The organism is Luteibacter sp. (assembly GCF_009912395.1).
In the GTDB taxonomy this organism is placed as follows: Bacteria; Pseudomonadota; Gammaproteobacteria; order Xanthomonadales; family Rhodanobacteraceae; genus Luteibacter.
Map to the genome: position 1 here is coordinate 24,930 of NZ_WNDO01000037.1, position 14,701 is coordinate 39,630.

10 protein-coding genes and 1 riboswitch are annotated in these 14,701 nt (G+C 64.4%); of the genes, 6 read left to right on the top strand and 4 right to left on the bottom strand.

Going from position 1 to position 14,701, the window contains the following annotated elements:
• Positions 1-26: 26 nt before the first annotated feature.
• From xylF to xylA, 3 genes are read right to left on the bottom strand one after another with little or no spacing between them, the layout of a single operon-like run.
• Complete coding sequence (gene xylF / locus GAK28_RS22930; protein ID WP_291784810.1) at positions 27-1,043, bottom strand: D-xylose ABC transporter substrate-binding protein; 1,017 nt, start codon at positions 1,041-1,043, stop codon at positions 27-29.
• A gap of 28 nt (positions 1,044-1,071) precedes the next feature.
• Entirely contained in the window at positions 1,072-2,577 is a 1,506-nt protein-coding gene (gene xylB / locus GAK28_RS22935) for a xylulokinase (protein ID WP_291784812.1), read from the bottom strand.
• Positions 2,578-2,590: 13 nt separating this feature from the next.
• Positions 2,591-3,907, bottom strand: a complete 1,317-nt coding sequence (gene xylA / locus GAK28_RS22940; RefSeq protein WP_291784814.1) for a xylose isomerase — start codon at positions 3,905-3,907, stop codon at positions 2,591-2,593.
• A 153-nt stretch (positions 3,908-4,060) separates the two neighbouring features.
• Between xylA and GAK28_RS22945 the strand changes: the two genes are divergently transcribed.
• The 3 genes from GAK28_RS22945 to GAK28_RS22955 all read left to right on the top strand — a co-directional run bounded on the left by GAK28_RS22945 (position 4,061) and on the right by GAK28_RS22955 (position 8,282).
• Entirely contained in the window at positions 4,061-5,239 is a 1,179-nt protein-coding gene (locus GAK28_RS22945) for a DNA-binding transcriptional regulator (protein ID WP_291784816.1), read from the top strand.
• 27 nt (positions 5,240-5,266) lie between these two features.
• Complete coding sequence (locus GAK28_RS22950) at positions 5,267-6,307, top strand: aldose epimerase family protein (RefSeq protein WP_291784819.1); 1,041 nt, start codon at positions 5,267-5,269, stop codon at positions 6,305-6,307.
• 112 nt (positions 6,308-6,419) lie between these two features.
• Positions 6,420-8,282, top strand: a complete 1,863-nt coding sequence (locus tag GAK28_RS22955; protein ID WP_291784822.1) for an ATP-binding cassette domain-containing protein — start codon at positions 6,420-6,422, stop codon at positions 8,280-8,282.
• Positions 8,283-8,339: 57 nt separating this feature from the next.
• On the opposite strand, the gene ppc is transcribed toward GAK28_RS22955, so the two are convergent.
• Positions 8,340-11,045: a phosphoenolpyruvate carboxylase gene (gene ppc / locus GAK28_RS22960; RefSeq protein WP_291784824.1), complete on the bottom strand. Its 2,706-nt coding sequence runs from the start codon at positions 11,043-11,045 to the stop codon at positions 8,340-8,342.
• 95 nt (positions 11,046-11,140) lie between these two features.
• A riboswitch (S-adenosyl-L-homocysteine riboswitch) is annotated at positions 11,141-11,225 on the top strand.
• Positions 11,226-11,241: 16 nt separating this feature from the next.
• Between ppc and ahcY the strand changes: the two genes are divergently transcribed.
• The 3 genes from ahcY to GAK28_RS22975 all read left to right on the top strand — a co-directional run.
• Complete coding sequence (gene ahcY, locus GAK28_RS22965) at positions 11,242-12,675, top strand: adenosylhomocysteinase (protein ID WP_291784827.1); 1,434 nt, start codon at positions 11,242-11,244, stop codon at positions 12,673-12,675.
• Positions 12,676-12,803: 128 nt separating this feature from the next.
• The gene (locus GAK28_RS22970; RefSeq protein WP_291784829.1) at positions 12,804-13,754 is read left to right on the top strand and encodes an RHS repeat-associated core domain-containing protein; all 951 of its coding nucleotides are present in this window, start codon (positions 12,804-12,806) and stop codon (positions 13,752-13,754) included.
• 695 nt (positions 13,755-14,449) lie between these two features.
• A partial coding sequence (locus GAK28_RS22975; RefSeq protein WP_291784831.1) for a transposase occupies positions 14,450-14,701 on the top strand: 252 nt, incomplete at its 3' end.

Here is a 14,701-nt window from a genome sequence, read left to right on the forward strand (position 1 = left end):
TTACCCGCGCAGCCGGACCGCCAGGCTCAGTTACCGACCTGGGCCTGGGTATAGAAGCCGTCCTTCACCACCAGGTCGACGTTCTGCTTGGTGAGCAGGGTCGGGGTGAGCAGCACGGTGTCCACGTCCTTCTTGCCGTTGTTCATCTTCGAGGTGAACTGCGGCGTCTCGCCCTTGGCGAACTGCACGGCAAGATTGGCCGCGTCGGTGGCGATGGTCTTGATCGGCTTGTAGACCGTCATCGCCTGCGTGCCGGCCTTGATGCGCTTGACGGCGGCGAGGTCGGCGTCCTGGCCGGACACCGCGACCTTACCGGCGAGCTTCTGGCCCGACAGCGCGGCGATGGCGCCGCCGGCGGTCCCGTCGTTGGAGGCGACGATGCCCTGGATATTGTTCTTGTTGGCGGTGAGCGCGTTCTCGATGATCGACTGCGCGTTGGATGCCAGCCACTCGTTGGTCCACTGCTGGCCAACGATCTTGATATCGCCCTTCTTCACCAGCGGATCGAGAATCTTCATCTGGCCTTCACGCAAGACCTTCGCGTTGTTGTCGGTGGGCGCGCCGCCCAGCAGGAAATAGTTGCCCTTGCCGTTGGTGGCATTGACCACGCCCTGCGCCTGCATCTCGCCCACCTTCTCGTTGTCGAACGAGATGTAGGCATCGACGTCGGCGTTGAGGATCAGGCGGTCGTACGAGATCACCTTGATGTTCGCCTTCTTCGCCTCGGCCACCACGGTGGTGAGCGTCTTGGCGTTGAACGGCACGATGACAATGACGTCGACCTTCTGCGAGATCAGATTCTCGATCTGCTGGAGCTGCTTCTGTTCGTTGGCATCGGCCGACTGCACCTTGACCGTAGCGCCCTTGGCCTCGGCGGCCGCCTTGAAGTAGTCGCGGTCGCGGGTCCAGCGCTCGACGCGCAGGTCGTCGATGGAGAAGCCGATCACCGGTTTCTCCTTGCTCGCGTGCGCCTGCGGGGTCGCGAAGACACCGGCGGCGACCATCGATACGGCCAACAGCGTGTGTAGGGCCTTCTGCTTCATGCTCTTCTCCATGCGTGGGTTCGCCCGGTCACGCCGGGCGTATGTCGTCGCTCTGGGCGGCGTGGGAATACAGCGGTTTCAACTGCTCGTAGGAGCGGCGGAACAGAGGGTGGCGCGTTTGCAGGAAATAAGCATGACGCGCTGCATCGGGCTCGCGTACGGCCGTGATGTCGGGCATCGGGCAGACCTCGTCCAGCGACGCGCCCGGCTCCACCGCCAGACGCGCCAGCCGCGCGGCGCCCAGCGCAGGGCCCACTTCGCCACCACTGCGCAGCACGAGGCGCTTGCCCAGGATGTCGGCGAGCATCTGCGTCCAGTACGCGCTGCGCGAGCCGCCGCCGATCACCGTGATCTCGTCGCTGGCGAGCCCCGTACCCTCCACCGCCAGCAGCCCGTCGAGCAGGCCCAGGCCCACGCCTTCCAGCGTGGCATTGGCGAGGTCCGCGCGGTCCGTGTCCGGCCCGAGGAAGGTGAACGAACCGCGGGCATGGGGATCGTTGTGCGGCGTTCGCTCACCGGTGAGGTACGGCAGGAAAAGCGGGCCGTTTTCGTGCAATCCGCGTGCCTGCGCCTCTGCCAGTAAGGAAGGCACATCCTTCTGGCCCGTGAGACGGGCGGTGAAGTCGAGGCAATTGGCCGCGTTGAGCATCACCGACATCAGATGCCAGGTGTCCGGCAGCGCATGGCAGAAGCTGTGCACGGCCGTTTCCGGACTGGCACGGAAGCCGTCGGACACCGCGAAATACACACCGGACGTGCCCAGCGACAGCATCGCTTGCCCGTGGCGCACGATGCCCACGCCGACGGCACCGGCGGCGTTGTCTCCGCCGCCGGCCGCCACGGGCACAGTGTCCATGCCCCAGCGATCGGCCAGCTCCTTGCGCAAGCGGCCGGCTGGCTGGCTGCCTTCGAACACCTGCGGCATGTGCGAGGTATCGAGGCCCGTGGCGGCTAGCATCGCGTCGCTCCACCGGCGCTTGCGCACATCCAGCCATAAGGTGCCCGCCGCGTCCGACGCGTCGGTCATGTAGTCGCCGGTAAGCCGCAGCCGCAGATAGTCCTTGGGCAACAGCACCTTCGCCACGCGATCGAACACCTGCGGTTCATGCCGACGCACCCAGGCAAGCTTGGGCGCCGTGAAGCCGGGCATGGCGAGGTTGCCGGTGACGTCACGAAAGCCGGGTACCTTTTCCAGCTCCGCGCATTCGACATCCGAACGACCGTCGTTCCACAGGATGGCCGGTCGCAGGATCTTGTCAGACTTATCGAGCAACGTGGCGCCGTGCATCTGTCCCGAAAGACCGATGGCCTTGACGCGCCGGGCATCGCCTTGCTTGAGGACATCCGCAACCGCCGCCTCGGTGGCGGACCACCAGGCCTCGGGATCCTGTTCGGACCAGCGCGGCTTGGGATGGGATACGTCGAGCGGGCTGGAAGCGCTGGCGCGCACGCCCCCGGCGTCATCGACGAGCACCGCCTTCACCGAGGAGGTACCCAGGTCGATGCCGAGGTAAAGGGGTGCCGAAGCGTCCATGTCGGGTCTCATATCACCCATAGATATAGCGGTTCACAATGTTCTCTAGCAACTCCTGGTTGCCCGAAACGTGCTTCGGATGCAGGTCGCGCGCGATCGCTTCGTCGGCAAGTGAAGCCAGCGTGAAACCACCACCGAGAATCTTACCGCCGAACTCGCCGTCCCAACCCGCGTAACGCTTCGCCTTCATCTGCGCCAGCGTATCGCGCTCGATCATCTTCGCCGCGCGCTCCAGGCCCAGCGCCAGCGTGTCGATGGCCCCGATGTGGCCGTGGAACAGATCCTCCGGTGCGTTGCTCTGGCGACGCACCTTGGTATCGAAATTGAAGCCGCCCGTGGTGAAGCCGCCCGCTTTCAGAATTTCATACGTGACCAGGGTCATTTCCTCAACGCTGTTCGGAAACTGGTCGGTGTCCCAGCCGTTCTGCGGGTCGCCGCGGTTGGCGTCGATCGAACCGAACAAACCCAGCGCGATGGACGTGGCGACCTCGTGCTGGAACGAGTGACCCGCTAGGGTGGCGTGGTTGGCCTCGAGGTTGGTCTTCACCTCATTTTCCAGGCCGAAGTTCTTGAGGAAGCCATACACGGTGGCCGAGTCGTAGTCGTACTGGTGCTTGGTGGGCTCTTGCGGCTTGGGCTCAATGAGGATCGTGCCTTTGAAGCCCAGCTTGTGCTTGTGCTCCACCACCATGCGGAAGAACCGCCCGAGCTGTTCGCGCTCGCGCTTCAGGTCGGTGTTGAGCAGGGTGTCGTAGCCCTCGCGGCCGCCCCACAGCACGTAGTTGGCGCCACCGAGGCGATGCGTCGCCTCCATCGCGTGACGCACCTGCGTGGCGGCGTAGGCGAACACTTCCGGCTGCGGATTGGTCGCCGCGCCGGCCGCGTAGCGCGGGTGGCTGAACACGTTCGCGGTACCCCACAACAGCTTCATGCCGGTCTCGGCCTGCTTCTTCTCCAGCACATCCGTCATGGCGGCGAAGTGGTTGCGGTAATCCTTCAGGCTGTCGCCTTCCGGCGCCACGTCGGTGTCGTGGAAGGTGTAGAACGGCACGCCCAGGCGCGAGAAGAAGTCGAACGCCGCATCGGCCTTCTCGCGCGCCCGCGTCATCGGATCGCCCGGCTGCTGCCACGGCCGCTCGAAGGTGCCGGCACCGAACACGTCCGAACCCGGCCAGACGAAGGTGTGCCAATAGCACGCCGCCAGGCGCAGGTGCTCGGCCATGGTCTTGCCGAGGATGCGGCGATCGGCTTCGTAGTGATGGAACGCCAGCGGGTTGTCCGAACCCGGGCCTTCGAAGCGGATGGGAGCGATGCTGGAAAAGTACGACATAACGCAATCCTTTCACGGAGCGGGGACGAATTCCCACGATGCTGACGAGACGGCGCGCCGGGGGCAATTGCGATTTCCCACAGGGCCGAAGGCTTTTTCGTTGCCGCGCTGCGTCATGGCCGGAGGCGGCGAATCCTGCTAGCTTTCCGCTCCATGGCACCGCATCGCATCGCCCTGCTGTTCAACGCCAACAAGGTCTATGACCGCCAGGTCATCGCCGGCATTGGCCAGTACCTCAACAGCACGCGCGTCGAGTGGGACCTCTTCATGGAAGAGGATTTCCGTAGCCGCATGCGCGATATCCACCAGTTTCGCGGCGACGGCATCATCGCGGACTTCGACGACCCGGACGCTCCCGACACGCTGCGCGACCTGCACATCCCGGTGGTGGCCGTGGGCGGCTCGTATCACGATCCGGCCGGCTATCCCGATGGCGTGCCGTATATCGCGACCGACAATGCCCGTCTCGTGCGCCTCGCCTACGATCACCTCATCGAGCAGGGTCTCGGTCGGTTCGCGTTCTACGGAATCCCCCCGAATCCTGGCAGCCGCTGGGCGCAGGAACGCGAACACGCGTTCCGCGCGATCGTGCAGGAAGAAGCGGTGGAAGGCCTCGTCTACCAGGGCCTGCCGACCAGTGCCGGTGGCTGGGGCACGGCCGTGGAACACCTGGTGGCGTGGCTCGGCGGCCTGCCCAAGCCCATCGGCATCGTCGCCGCCACCGACGCGCGCGCCCGCCAGTTGCTCCAGGCCTGCGTGATCGGCGGTGTCGCCGTGCCCGAACAAGTGGCCATCGTTGGTATCGACAACGATCCCATGGCCCAGTTGCTCACCCGCATTCCGCTCACCTCGGTGATCCAGGGCGCGGAAGAAATGGGCCGCACGGCCGCGCACCTGCTGCACCAGATGCTGCGCGGTGCGGACTGCACTGGCACGCGCGTGCTGGTGCCACCGGTGGGCATCAACGTGCAGGCGTCCAGCAAGTACCAGCCGCTGCGCAGCCCGCACGTGATGCGCGCCAGCCACTATATCCGCCAGTACGGCTGCCTCGGCATCAAGACCGAGCAGGTGGCCGACTACGTGGGCGTCTCGCGTACCGTGCTCGAGGAACATTTCAAGCGCGAACTGAAGCAGACCGTCCACCAGGCGATCCTCCAGCACAAGCTCGACGCGGCCTGCCAGCTGATCGCGCAATCGGATGCGTCGCTTGCCGACATCGCCGTGCGCTGCGGCTTCACATCGCTGCAATACATGTATGCGGTATTCCGGCGCGAGTACGACTGCACGCCGCGCCAATACCTCGACCTCCACCGCAAGACGACGGCCAGCTGATTCCCGTCGCCCAGGATCGCTCCATCCATGCCCGTTTCCGCCGCCACCGCCTGGGGCCACCTGCCCGACGGCCGCCCGCTGCATCGCTGGACCCTGCGTAACGCCACCGGCGCCCAGGTCGACATCACCGATCTCGGTGGCACCCTGCTGTCCTGGCTGGCGCCCGACCGCCAGGGGCGCCTCGGCGAGGTGCTGCTCGGCCATGCCGACGCGGCCCAGTACATCGTCTCCGACGCCTACATGGGCGCGATCGTGGGGCGCTGGGCGAATCGCATCCGCGCGGGACGCTTCACCCTGGACGGCATCGATTACCGGGTGGATCGCAACGACCACGGCAACCACCTCCACGGTGGGGTGCACGGTTTTCACATCCAGCGCTGGGACGTCGAGACCGAGGGCGACGCACTCCTGCTGAGGCTCGTCTCACCGGAGGGTGACGGCGGCTTCCCGGGCGAGGTCCGTGTTCAATTGCGCATCCGGCTCGATGACGAGGGCAGCCTCGACCTGCGCTACGACGCCACCACCGACGCGCCCACGCCGCTCAGCCTCACCGCCCATCCCTATTTCAATCTGAACGACCGTCGCCCGGACATCCGCGACCACCTGATCCGGATCGACGCCGACGCCTTCCTCGCCATCGACGCCGGGGCGATTCCCGTCGGACGCGAGAACGTGGCCGGCACGGCCTTCGATTTCCGCGAGGCGGCGCCCATCGGCTCGCGCCTGCACTGGCCCGACCCACAGCTGCGCGTGGCCGGGGGATTCGACCATTGCTATATCCCGCACGGAGCACCGGGCGCGGTGCGCACCGTGGCCGTGGTCACGGAACCCTCCAGCGGCCGCCGGCTCACGGTGGACACCGACCGCCCCGGGCTCCAGTTCTACAGCGGGCAGAAGCTCACCGGCCAGCCGGGGCGCCGCGGGGACACCTACGGCCCCTTCGCCGGCTTCGCCCTGGAGACCCAGGCCTTCCCCGACCAGATGAACGGCCCCGAGGCCGAGGGCGCGATCCTGCGCCCCGGCCAGATCTGGCGCCAACACACCCGCTACCGCCTCGACACCGTGTAGGAGCGCGCTTGCGCGCGACCGGACGGAGCGGTGACCCGGCCGACTCACCCGCCCACCCGGTCGCGCGCAAGCGCGCTCCTACAGAAGGCTGAGGGCATTACAATGTCCAGCTATGTCTCTTATCCAGCTGCTCAACGTCGACTACAGCGTCGGCGGTCCCCTCCTGCTCGAACAGGTCGACCTCTCCCTGGACGCCGGCGAACGCGTCTGCGTGGTCGGCCGTAACGGCGCGGGCAAATCCACCCTTCTGAAGCTCATCGCCGGGGAACTCCACCCCGACGACGGCGAGGTCCGCCTCCAGGGCGGTACGCGCATCGCCCGCCTCACCCAGGAAGTGCCCCAGGACACCACCGGCTCCGTCTTCGACGTGGTCGCCGACGGCCTGGGCGAACTGGGTCACCTGCTGGCCCAGTACCACCACCTGCTCGCCGAAGGCGACATGGACGCCCTGGGCGATGTGCAGTCGAAGATCGAGGCCCAGAACGCCTGGGACCTCGACTCCCGCGTGCAGCAGGTGATCGAGCGCCTGGAGCTGCCGGCCGAGACCGACTTCTCCGAGCTGTCCGGCGGCATGAAGCGCCGCGTGCTACTCGGCCAGGCCCTGGTCCGCGACCCGAACCTGCTCCTGCTCGACGAGCCGACCAACCACCTCGACATCGAGGCCATCGCCTGGCTCGAAGGCTTCCTCAAGAGCTTCACCGGCGCCATCGTCTTCATTACCCACGATCGCAGCTTCCTCCGCTCGCTCGCCACGCGCATCGTCGAGATTGACCGCGGTCAGCTCACCAGCTGGCCGGGCGACTACGACAACTACCTGCGTCGCCGCGAGGAGCGCCTGCACGCCGAAGCGCAGGCCAACGCGCATTTCGACCGCAAGCTGGCACAGGAAGAAGTCTGGATCCGCCAGGGCATCAAGGCCCGCCGCACCCGTAACGAAGGCCGTGTTCGCGCGCTCAAGGCCATGCGCCGCGAGCGTTCGGATCGCCGCGAGACCACCGGCAACGCGAAGATGAACCTCGCCAACGCGCAGGCGTCCGGTCGCAAGGTCATCGATGTCGAGAACGTCACCCAGGCCTACGGCGGCCGCACGCTGATCCGCGATTTCAGCACCACGATCATGCGCGGCGACCGCGTGGGCATCATGGGGCCGAACGGCGCGGGCAAGTCGACGCTACTGAAGATCATGCTAGGCCAGCTGATGCCGCAGGAAGGCCAGTCCACCCAGGGGACGGGCCTGCAGATCGCCTACTTCGACCAGCACCGCATCGCGCTCGACGACCGCATGAACGCGCTGGACAACGTGGCCGAAGGCCGCGAGTACATCGAGCTGAACGGCCAGCGCAAGCACATCATCGGCTACCTGCAGGACTTCCTGTTCTCGCCCGAGCGTGCCCGCGCGCCGATCACCCGCCTGTCCGGCGGCGAGCGCAACCGCCTGCTGCTGGCCAAGCTGTTCGCCCAGCCCTCCAACCTACTGGTGATGGACGAACCGACCAACGACCTCGACGTCGAGACGCTGGAACTGCTGGAAGAACTGCTCGGCGAATACACCGGCACGCTGCTGCTGGTCTCGCACGACCGTGACTTCATCGACAACGTCGTCACCAGCACCCTCGTGCTGGAAGGCGACGGCGCCATCGGCGAATACGTGGGTGGCTACAGCGACTGGCTTCGTCAGAAGCCGGTCGCTTCCGTGAAGTCGGCCGCCACACCGGCCAAGGCGGCTCCGGCACCGGCGCCCGCACCGGCCGCACCGAAGAAGAAGCTGTCGTTCAAGGAACAGCGCGAACTCGAGCTGCTGCCGGCCAAGCTCGAACAGCTCGAAACCGAGATCGCGAAGCGCACCGACGCGATGAATGATCCGAAGTTCTTCCAGCAGGACGCCGCCGCGATCACGAAGGTCAACGACGAGATCGCCAAGCTGCAGGCCGAGCTGGAAACGGCGTTTGCCCGGTGGGAAGAACTCGAAGGCTGATCGAACCCCTGTAGGAGCGCGCTTGCGCGCGATCGCGCGCAAGCGCGCTCCTACAGATCAGCCGGTGTTCTGGAGGCCTTGCGACACGCCGTTGACACAGGCCACCAGCGCGTTCAGCAACGCATCGTCCTTGCCACCGGTGGCGCGCCAACGGCGCAACAGGTCCACCTGCAACAGGCTCATCGGGTCCACATACGGATTGCGCAGGCGAATCGAATTGGCCAACCGCGTGTCGCCGCTGAGCAGTTCGTCACTGCCCTTCAGCTTGAGCACCCAGCGCACCGTCCTTTCGAACTCCTCGCGCACCAGCGGGAAGAAGCGATCGTGCAACGGACCGGCCAGCTCCGAGAACGCTTCGGCGATATGGATGTCGGCCTTCGCCAGCACCATCTCGACATCGTCGAGCATGGTCGAGAAGAACGGCCATTCATGCGCCATGCGCTCCAGCGTCGCCTCATGCCCGTCCTTCGCCAGCGCCTCCAATGCCGAACCCAGGCCGTACCAGCCGGTAAGCACCGCACGGCACTGCGTCCACGAGAACACCCACGGAATCGCGCGCAGGTCTTCCACGCCCTTCATGCTGCGACGACGCGCGGGACGCGAACCCAGCGTCATCCGCTCGATTACGTCGATCGGCGTGGCGCCACGGAAGTAATCGACGAAGCCCTCGCGATCGACGAAGGCACGATAGGCCTTGCGGCTCTCATCAGAGAGCTTCGCCATCACGTCCTTCCAGCCCGATTCACGCACCTCGGCCACGCGCGGGCGCAACGAGGCGCGCATCACCGCGCCCAGCGTCTGTTCGAGATTGCGCACCGCCAGCGCGCGGATGCCGTACTTGCGATGGATCACCTCGCCCTGTTCGGTCACGCGTAGCACGCCGGCCACGGAACCGCGTGGCGAGGCCATCAACGCGGGCGTGATGCGCGAACCGCCACGACTGGCCGAACCGCCACGACCGTGGAAGAAAGCGATGCGGATACCTGCCTTAGCTGCCACCTCAAGCAATTCCACCTGCGCCCGTTGCAGGCTCCACTTCGAGGCGACGGTGCCACCGTCCTTGCCGCTGTCGGAATAACCCAGCATGACCCACTGGCGATCGCCGCGCGCTTTCAGGTGCGCGCGGTAGATGGGATCGTCGAGCAGGGCCTGCAACGTGGCCGGGCCGCCCTTGAGGTCGTCCACCGTCTCGAATAGCGGTGCCACGTCCAGCGGCACGCGCCCATCTTCCAGCAGGCCGCCACGACGCGCGAGCGCCAGCACGGCGAGCACGTCGGCGGCCGTCTCAGCCATGCTGATGATGTAAAGGCCGGTCGCCTCCTGACCATAGCGCTTGCGCGAATCGGCCAGTGTCGCGAAGACCTCTCGCAACATGCCTGCCGCCTCGTGATCCTCGCCGGAGACGAAGCTGCGCTCGCCGGCCGCATACGGGCGCAGCGTCTTCACGCGCGCCGCTGCATCGCGATCGGCCCACTCCGCATCGCCGAGCAAGGCCGACAAGGCCTCGTCGTGCACGCGGGCATCCTGACGGACATCCAGGCGAGCCAAGTGGAAACCGAAGGTGCGCGCCCGCCACAGAAGGCGCCCCACCGCATAGGCACCCGCATGCTTGCCGCTGTGATGAAGCAGGCTGTGCTCCACCTGCGCGATGTCATCGATGAATTCCTGCGCCGACGCGTAACGATCCGCACCATCGTCCAGCGTCGACGCCAGCCGCGCCGCGACGAAGGTCAGGAAAGCGCGATACGGCATGTCCGCGTGACGCGGACGGATGCCGGCCGCGGCGTCCGCCAACCGCTCGCGATAGGCATCCAGGCGACGCTGGAGCTTGTCGTCGAGCTTCACACGATCGTCCGTCTGGCTCAGCAGGCGACCCAGCGCGTGCACGTCCTCGATGTAGCGTTCCAGCACCAGCGTGCGCTGTGCCGCGAGCGTGGCCGCAATGGTCTCCGCGTTGACGTTGGGATTGCCGTCCATGTCGCCACCGACCCAGGTCGCGAAACGCAGCACGCGCGGCACGACCACGTCTTCGCCGTAAGTCTCCACGATGGCCTGGTGCAGCGCTTCATACAACGCAGGCAGCACGCGATAGATCGGACGCGACATGTAGAAACCCACATGATCGAACTCGTCCGACACGCTCGGCCGCACCGGCGACGCCTCGGCGGTCTGCCAGCCGGCGGACAGCGCCATGAGGATACGCGCATCGTCGTCGCGCACTTCCTGCGGCGTACGCGTGGGATCGAACTCGTCGACCAGCGCGCGCACGATCTCCTGCTCTTTCTCCAGCAACGACCGACGCACCGCCTCGGTGGGATGCGCCGTGAACACCGGTTCGACATCGAGGCGACGCAACAGCGTCTCCAGTTCCTCGCGAGTGACGCCTTCGGCCTTGAGCAAGGCCAGCACGGCGGCCAGGGATTCGGGCTGGGCCGAGCCGCCCTCGCGCTGATAATCGCGACGACGGCGGATGCGATGCACGCGCTCGGCCACGTTCACCGCCTGGAAGTAGGCCGCGAAGGCCCGGGCGAGGGCCTCGGCATCGGCGGCGTCCAGTCCGTTCAGGCTCTCGGCCAGCGCCTCGACGCCGGCACCACTGCGGCGGCGCTGGATCGCCGCGGTACGCACATGTTCGACCCGGTCGAAAAAGGGTTTGCCCCCCTGCTCCGCCAGCATCTGGCCGACCAGGGCCCCCAGCCGGCGCACATCTTCGCGCAGGGGAGCGTCATGAGGCAGGAATTCAGGATCGCGTGCGGCTTCCATCGGGCTCTCTGCTTGGGGCGGAACCCCGAGAGTAACCAAAAAAGTGTGTTTATCTCCTCATCCGGAATCCGGGATACAATAATCGACCGTTTTCGCCCGCCGAGGGGCGCTGCGACCGGAGGGGCACGCCCCCGATGGCCAGGCTCGGCGCGGCTTCCAGCACAACGGCGCCCCCGTGACCATCCGGAGATACGCCATGAACGCCGTCACCAAAGATTCCAACTTCCAGGATTACAAGGTCCGCGATTTCTCGCTGGCTGCCCTCGGCCGCCGCCGCATTCGCATGGCCGAAGAGGAAATGCCGGGCCTGATGCAGATCCGCGCCCGCTACGCCAAGGAGCAGCCGCTCAAGGGCGTGCGCCTCTCCGGCTCGCTGCATGTCACCAAGGAAACGGCCGTGCTGGCCGAGACCCTGCGCGCCCTCGGCGCCTCGGTGCGTTGGGCCTCCTGCAACATCTTCTCCACCCAGGACGACGTCGCCGCCGCCCTCGCCGCCGGCGAACTGCCGGTGTTCGCGTGGAAGGGCGAGTCGCTGGAGGAATACTGGGAATGCACCCTCGACATGCTCACCCACCCGGGCGAGCTGGGTCCGCAGCTCATCGTCGACGACGGCGGTGACGCCACCCTCTTCATCCACAAGGGTGTGGAACTCGAAGACGGCAGCGACTGGGTCAACACCCCCAGCGGCAACCACGAAGAGCAGGTCATCAAGGACCTCGTGAAGCGCACCGCCGCCGCCCGTCCGGGCTGGTTCAAGAAGGTCGCCGCCGAGTGGAAGGGCGTCTCCGAAGAAACCACCACCGGCGTGCACCGCCTCTACCAGCTCGCCGAAGCCGGCAAGCTGCTCGTTCCCGCGATCAACGTCAACGACTCGGTCACCAAGAGCAAGTTCGACAACCTCTACGGCTGCCGCGAATCGCTGGCCGACGGCATCAAGCGCGCCACCGACCTCATGGTCGCCGGCAAGGTCGCCGTGGTCTGCGGCTACGGTGACGTGGGCAAGGGCTGCGCCCATTCGCTCAAGGGCTTCGGCGCCCGCGTGATCGTGACCGAGATCGACCCGATCAACGCGCTGCAGGCCGCGATGGAAGGCTTCCAGGTCACCACCATCGAAGAAACCCTCGGCACCGGCGACATCTACGTCACCACCACGGGCAACAAGGACATCATCACGCTGGAACACATGGCGAAGATGAAGAACAACGCCCTGGTCTGCAACATCGGCCACTTCGACAACGAGATCCAGATCGACCGCCTGAACGCGTCGAAGGATGCGACCCGCGAGACCATCAAGCCGCAGGTCGACCGCTACACCTTCGCCTCCACCGGCAACAGCATCTACATGCTCGCCGAAGGCCGCCTGGTGAACCTCGGCTGCGCCCACGGCCACCCGAGCTTCGTGATGTCGAACAGCTTCTCGAACCAGACCCTCGCCCAGCTCGACCTGTGGGCGAACAAGGACAAGTACGAGAACACTGTCTACCGCCTGCCGAAGAAGCTCGACGAAGAAGTCGCCCGCCTGCATCTGGAGCAGATCGGCGTGAAGCTGACCGTGCTCACCAAGGATCAGGCCGACTACATCGGCGTGCCGGTCGAAGGCCCGTACAAGCCGGACCACTACCGCTACTGATCAGCGGTTCGTCCGAGAGAAACAAGAAAGGCGCCCGTTGGGCGCCTTTCTTTTTGCTTGTAACCCATGGCCGGGGACTGCCAATATGGACTTATCGTTTTTTCTTGCGATCCACAGGGGACAAGGGAATGCACTACCGAATCGCCGCGGTCTCGCTACTATGCGCGACGGCTTCCGTCGCCACGCACGCCGCTACGAAGCAGGTCACGTACTACTACACCGACCCGCAGGGTACGGTGCTGGCTACGGCTGACGAGAACGGTAACATCATCGAACGTTCCGACTACCGGCCTTTCGGCGAGCAGGCACTAGGGAGCAAGCAGGATGGCCCGGGATATACCGGGCATGTGAATGATTCAGATAGCAATCTCGTATATATGCAACAGCGATATTACGACCCTTCTATCGGCAGATTCATGTCCATAGACCCGGCCCCGCTCGATACAAGTCGTCTTCACAATTTCGCCAGATATACGTACGCAAATGACAATCCTCTCAGCTTCATTGACCCCGATGGACGGGAAGCTGAACTTTCCTGGAGCACCCCCTATCGGGTGACATCAACCATCCGTTACACAATGAGTGGTCCTAGCCTTCCATTCAATACAAATGACACAAATCTACAGGCATCTAGAAGTCTGAGCGGCTTGGTCAACATCAATGGAAAAATTGTCTTTCTCACAACCAATGCCATCTTCGTTCCCGGATCAAGCAACCAGTCCGGGACAAATCATGTAACGGTCGTTCCTGATACAAACGGTGTCACCAAGAGCGGGCGCGCGGAAACGAACAAGATCGGCGGAAATCAGGTAACTGTTGGAGTTAATGGTCCAGATAGGGCAAACGTTTATACGATATCCCATGAATTTGGCCACGTTGCAGGAGCTGGCGATCAGTACCAAGGAGGACTGGGCGTCAATGGAAAAACTCTTTCGGCCGACGTTCCCGGTGACCCAAATATCATGAAGATGCTCAGCAAAGATGGTGCAAATGAGCAAACACTGCGTGAAATGATCGAATCCAAGTCAAACAAAAACACATGCTCACCAGGCGTTCATGCAGCGAATGGAGCCTGCTAATGTATCGAGCTATTCTTATCTCAATAATCATTGCATTTTCGTCGACCAAAGCATCCGCGGCACCTCCGTCTTCTGCCCCGCCAAATGTCTGCACGGCTCATTTTCGCATGTGGTGCGCCATCCAATTAGCTAAGGCCACCACTATTCGAGACGACGGTGATGAAGTAGTTGCCCTGACCTCGGATACACCTCAGAAAGACGAAGATCCCCTCATCGTCATCGCGCCGCCATCATGTGCTACCGGCAATGCGAGTGAAATGACTTTCAAAGGATTGACCCTCGACCAAGTCTATGACGGAAGATTGAAGGATGAGCTCAGAGTAGCTCTTAGTTCCACATGCGAAATCAAGATCCTTCTTCCGAAGTGGCGTGCTGATTCGTTCAATTGGCCCTATCAAATTGGCCTTGAGGCCATCCGTCCGTGCCCCAATCGCGAATGCGTTGGCCCACAAGTCGGGGAACTCAAACCGAGGTTCGCCATCAAGTATCGTCGCCAGCTACTTCGCCCCTGACGTGGGCAAAGCTTCGCCTACATGCATACAGAAGCGCTCGATTTTTCGGAATTCGACATCTAAGCCCTGGCGATACGGGCGGGCATCGGAACAGATTTTTTGGTCAAGCGCTTAGTCCGTGATCTTGCCCCCGTTTCACGGACACCCCTATAAGCGATTAACTATCGCAATAGGAGGTGGACGATGACCAAGAGCAAGGCAGGCAGAAAGGGGCAGGAGTTCAGCCTGGAGTTCAGGCAGCAGGCACTGTTGCGAGCGGCCACAGAAGGGGTAACCACGGTGGCTCGTGATCTGGGGGTGCAGCCTGTCCAGCTGTACAGTTGGCGCGCCCAGGCGCGGCGGCACGACCAGGACGATCAGGCACAACGCTTGGAGTTGGCCGAACATGCACGGCTCAAACGTGAAGTGGCGCGGCTGGAGGAGGAGAACGCTTTC